This window comes from Prosthecobacter sp. (assembly GCF_044222345.1).
Lineage (GTDB): Bacteria > Verrucomicrobiota > Verrucomicrobiia > Verrucomicrobiales > Verrucomicrobiaceae > Prosthecobacter.
Genome location: NZ_JBGANL010000139.1, coordinates 1 through 3,858, shown reverse-complemented (window position 1 = coordinate 3,858; position 3,858 = coordinate 1). Strand labels below are relative to the sequence as shown.

Annotated in this window: 6 protein-coding genes; 2 read left to right on the top strand and 4 right to left on the bottom strand. The window is 55.8% G+C overall.

Annotated elements, in window-relative coordinates; genetic code table 11:
- From ACILSL_RS27230 to ACILSL_RS27215, 4 genes are all read right to left on the bottom strand, one after another.
- Positions 1-341: hypothetical protein (locus ACILSL_RS27230; RefSeq protein WP_395735221.1), on the bottom strand; the 341-nt coding region annotated here is incomplete at its 3' end.
- Positions 331-717 carry a helix-turn-helix domain-containing protein gene (locus tag ACILSL_RS27225; RefSeq protein ID WP_395735220.1) on the bottom strand — a complete coding sequence of 129 codons (387 nt, stop codon included), beginning with the start codon at positions 715-717 and terminating at the stop codon, positions 331-333. The genes ACILSL_RS27230 and ACILSL_RS27225, both read right to left, overlap by 11 nt.
- A 535-nt stretch (positions 718-1,252) precedes the next feature.
- A complete protein-coding gene (locus ACILSL_RS27220; protein WP_395735219.1) occupies positions 1,253-1,492 on the bottom strand; it encodes a hypothetical protein in 240 nt (79 codons plus the stop codon).
- The gene (locus ACILSL_RS27215) at positions 1,489-1,746 is read right to left on the bottom strand and encodes a hypothetical protein (protein WP_395735218.1); all 258 of its coding nucleotides are present in this window, start codon (positions 1,744-1,746) and stop codon (positions 1,489-1,491) included. Before ACILSL_RS27215 ends, ACILSL_RS27220 begins: the two co-directional genes overlap by 4 nt.
- A gap of 9 nt (positions 1,747-1,755) precedes the next feature.
- Between ACILSL_RS27215 and ACILSL_RS27210 the strand changes: the two genes are divergently transcribed.
- Both ACILSL_RS27210 and ACILSL_RS27205 read left to right on the top strand, forming a co-directional pair.
- On the top strand, positions 1,756-2,286 hold the full coding sequence (locus tag ACILSL_RS27210) for a hypothetical protein (RefSeq protein WP_395735217.1): 531 nt from the start codon (positions 1,756-1,758) through the stop codon (positions 2,284-2,286).
- A 773-nt stretch (positions 2,287-3,059) separates the two neighbouring features.
- Positions 3,060-3,746 (top strand): hypothetical protein, encoded by a 687-nt coding sequence (locus ACILSL_RS27205; RefSeq protein WP_395735216.1) that lies wholly within the window; start codon positions 3,060-3,062, stop codon positions 3,744-3,746.
- Positions 3,747-3,858: the final 112 nt, after the last annotated feature.

Sequence of the window (3,858 nt, the reverse complement as noted above, 5' to 3'; positions counted from 1 at the left end):
GTCATCGCCAGCGCGCCCAGCTCCTTGGCTGTTGCGTTCGGTATGACATCCTCCTGCCGGTCCAGCGCCTCAGCGGTCACGATGAGTCCCTTCTTAGCAATCACCTCCTGCAACTGCTCCACAGAAAATTCGGCGTAAATCAGCGCCGAAATGGAGTTCCGGCTGCGGTCAAACTGCCGCGCCAGTTCGGAGCGGTTCACCTCGCCGCGCTTGATCATCTCCACGCAGGCATGATAGCCCTCGGGATCATCTCGCAGCCAGCGCTCCGCCGTGTGCTCGCGATACTCCAGCTTCGGATCTGGCGGCATGCCCGGCAGCCGCGGCTGTTCATCACTCGGCACGGATCACCACCTTTCGCAGTTCACTCTCCAGGATGCGCACGGGCGCCTGTCGCGTCCTGCCCAGCTTCACCTTCTTCAGCCGTCCCGACTTGATCCATTCCTCAATCGTGTCGTCGGACAGATCCAGCAGCGCCGCCGCAGTTCGCAGCGAATACATCGGCTCAACCTTCGTTCCCAAAAAAAAGACAAGGCCGGGGCCGGGAATGCGCCAGGCACCATCCATGTGGCGCGCGCCATGAATCAGCCGTGCCGTGCACCATCTCACCACCATCGCCAGCGGCGTGTCGGTCATGCTCGCCACCTGCTCAGCCGTCCACGTGCCCACCTTGAGCATTTCCAGCGCGTTTGGCGCATCCTGTTGAGCCTTGCGTCCCATGGTCAGAAAAAAAAGAAAAGGGGCCGGGCGGTCATCGTGGGCCGCGTGCTTCGTCTTCACAGAGCGCCATGTAGCGTTCCCACTCTGCCGGGGTTGTTTGCACCACGCCGACTGGCGGAAGCGCCACAGCTAGAAAGCCATTCCGTAGAGGAAAGCCCGCCACAGCCTCAAAACCGCACCCCATGAAAATGTCATGGGCCGTCACACTGCGCTGATCTTGTTCAGACATAGCGAAAGCTCCCTCTCCACAGTTTGCGGCAGGCCTCACACATCGGCAGCCTCGTTGTGTGCCACGCGTTCAAGCGCCCAGCCGCGCGCGTGTTCACCTGCCGGAGATCCACAGCAGGCTTTTGATGTTCGGCCCCTGCGGAGCAAGTGCCGCAAACCGTTTCCGGGCAAGCTGCCGCCATTGGTTGCGTTCGTGCAATCACGGTGTTCATGAAAAAAAAGAGGGTGCCCGCGTAGGCCTCAGGCTTGGCCACCACGAAAAAAAAAAGGCCCGGCGCTGCGTGGTGCAGTGCCGGGCCGTGAGAGTTCAGGACAGATTTCGGGACGGGCCTGTCAGTCCGAGTGGAAACACGGCATCGAGCGCGGCAAACAGGCCCGACATCACGCGGCACTGCTCCGCACGTTCTCGGGCCAGCTCAGCCAGGCGGCTCCCTGTCTCGCGATACAGCGAGGCGCGCATGCCACCTTGCGCCTCCCAGATCCGCCACGCTTGCAAGCCTCTCCGGCCAGCTTCGATGCTCAGCAGCCAGTACGGTTTCAACCTCATGCCGCCAGCGCCGGTGCGCCCTCGGTTGAAGCTTCTCCGCCTTGCTGCTTGAGCAGCTTTCGGCGGCGTTTGGCCAGCTCCTGCAGCTCGTCGGTGGCGGCGCTGCTGATACCTTGGTCCTCCGATTTTGTCAGCGGGAGCACCACCGACAGGAGCAGGTCAAGCAGTTGTAATTGTGCTTTCATGCTCACATGAGAGCAATACGAAAACTTATTCGCAAGGAAAAACTTTGCATTAGGCTCAAATGTGAGCATATTGCTAATATGCGTTTTAAAACCGCCCTCAACTCTTGGTTCAACCAACACCCTGCTCTCTCTCAGCGGCAGGTGTCGCTCGCCTCGGAGGTGCCCGGCCCGGACCTCTCCAAATTTCGCAGCGGCAAGCGCCCCATCACGCTAGACGCGCTAACGAAGCTCCTGCCCACCATCACGGAACTGAGCAGCCGCACCCACGCTAAAGCCCTGCTCGTCGCCTATCTGCATGACGAGACGCCTGCCGCGTTTGCCGCCGACGTGTTGATTGAGCCAGTTGAGGCACCTGGCAACGTCCAGCAAGATCCCATCATCATCGCGCGGGATCGGTGGGAAAAGCGTGCGCGTGAGGATGTCGAGTTCGCCAAAATGTGGCTGACCATGGATGGCTACATGCACGAAAAAAGCGCAGCAGCAGTCGATTCCAAAGTGGCGGCCTTCACCACTCCAGAAAATCCGCTGAACACCCTCGTCAAAGAGGTCTTGGCCGAAGGCGATAGCATAAGCAAGAATACTAGAAACGCTAAAGACAAAGCGTCATAGAAACGTCTTGATTCTGAGTCCTTTTATTTGTTTAAACTAATATTTCACCCCTGTGAAGTATGCCTCTCGATTCTGCTACGGTACTCACCGCGTCCGATTGGGATGCGGTGCGCGTGTTTGCTGAAAGCGCAGGCTTGGAACCCGCCGCGCTTGTGCGTCTTGCAGTGCGCGCCCTGGCAGATCACGTGCGTGTCAATGGCTCCTTGGTGCTGCCTGTCCGCCTTGGCCCTCCGCTGCCGGCATGTGCGAGCTGCCCAGCCTTTCAAAACGCGAACCCGACAAAGATGCCAGCCGCGCCTGGTGAGATCATCGCAGGCCCATGGTCGCAAAACGCGCGGGAGTCCTAGCAGCTTGGATCTGTTCGCAGGAAACCAGTCATCCCGTCGAACTTCACCCTTGAAATTCCGCGCCGCTTAATACTGTTCACATGAACAATGCAACTCGATTACAGCGGCGATTCTCTGACCACCGATTACTACAGCTCATCCGACCGCGAACACGGGTGGCCGTGGTGCTACATTCATTCCAGCACCTGGCACATCTTGCCATGTTGCTCTTGTTGGCAGGTGACATGCGAAGATCCATCGGTGGCTCGTTGGCGGTCAGCTGGTGGGAGGTCAGTTCGCAAGGGGCCTCCTGATAGTGCTGGTTCTTTTTGCGAATTTGAAGCGTTCATAAATTCGAAATAATTATTCACAAAATCTGGTTCTTTGGAAATCAGGCATGTAAAAGATGACTTATCGGAAACTTGAATTACTCGAAATATTAAAAATATGGCGCTATTTAATCTATTCGGGAAAAAACACGACCCTGACGAGATCGCTGCGCATTTGGAGAAGATTGTTTGGCCGGATTATCCAAGCAATATGGCTGACTACGTCAAAGCAGTGCGTCCAGATGCGCATGAACAAGCGCGAATGAGGCTCACCACACATCTGTTTGTGATCGCCGCGACCCACAATACATTTGTTTTCTCCAAAAATGCCAAGTTTAGAGAAGCGCTCGCCAACGCACACGGCATTTTTCTCAAACGTTTTCTGGATTATAACAAAACCGTTAATCTGGGCCAAGCTGTCATCTGGCAAGCGGAGCGTGAAAAAGTCTCTTCTGAACTTCGTGATCGACTCGGAATTCTAATTTCCCCCGCTGCTTTCGATTCAAACGAAATTCCATACAAGACCCTTCTGCGTGTTTTGCCAGAGATACGAAACAATGGTTACATGTGTGATCTGACACTTGGAATGTCTCATGGAAAAGGTGATGCACAGGCAGGGGTCGCGTTTGCCGCCCAAGCATTTGGCATGAGTTTCACGAAGTATGTTCTTAGAATTGACCCAACCGCTCCAGATTTGACTTCCGCTGCAGCAGAACGTTTTCAAATAAGCACAGGCCACGCGGCTATTCAGTGTTTTAGGGGATTCTGCAATATCGCTGATTATTCCAAAACGATTGACGCATAGCTCCATGAAGAACGACGAAAAAATTGATCACGCTGAATGGATTGGTGCGGCGACGCCCGAAGATGTTTACCATCGAGTTGCTCAGTGGACAGGCGGTCTGACCGACAGACAG

Bases quoted from the DNA above. Each gene is read 5' to 3' on its own strand.
- ACILSL_RS27205 (WP_395735216.1), top strand. From the start codon at position 3,060: ATGGCGCTATTTAATCTATTCGGGAAAAAACACGACCCTGACGAGATC.
- ACILSL_RS27225 (WP_395735220.1), bottom strand. From the start codon at position 717: ATGGGACGCAAGGCTCAACAGGATGCGCCAAACGCGCTGGAAATGCTC.
- ACILSL_RS27210 (WP_395735217.1), top strand. From the start codon at position 1,756: ATGCGTTTTAAAACCGCCCTCAACTCTTGGTTCAACCAACACCCTGCT.
- ACILSL_RS27215 (WP_395735218.1), bottom strand. From the start codon at position 1,746: ATGCTCACATTTGAGCCTAATGCAAAGTTTTTCCTTGCGAATAAGTTT.
- ACILSL_RS27220 (WP_395735219.1), bottom strand. From the start codon at position 1,492: ATGAGGTTGAAACCGTACTGGCTGCTGAGCATCGAAGCTGGCCGGAGA.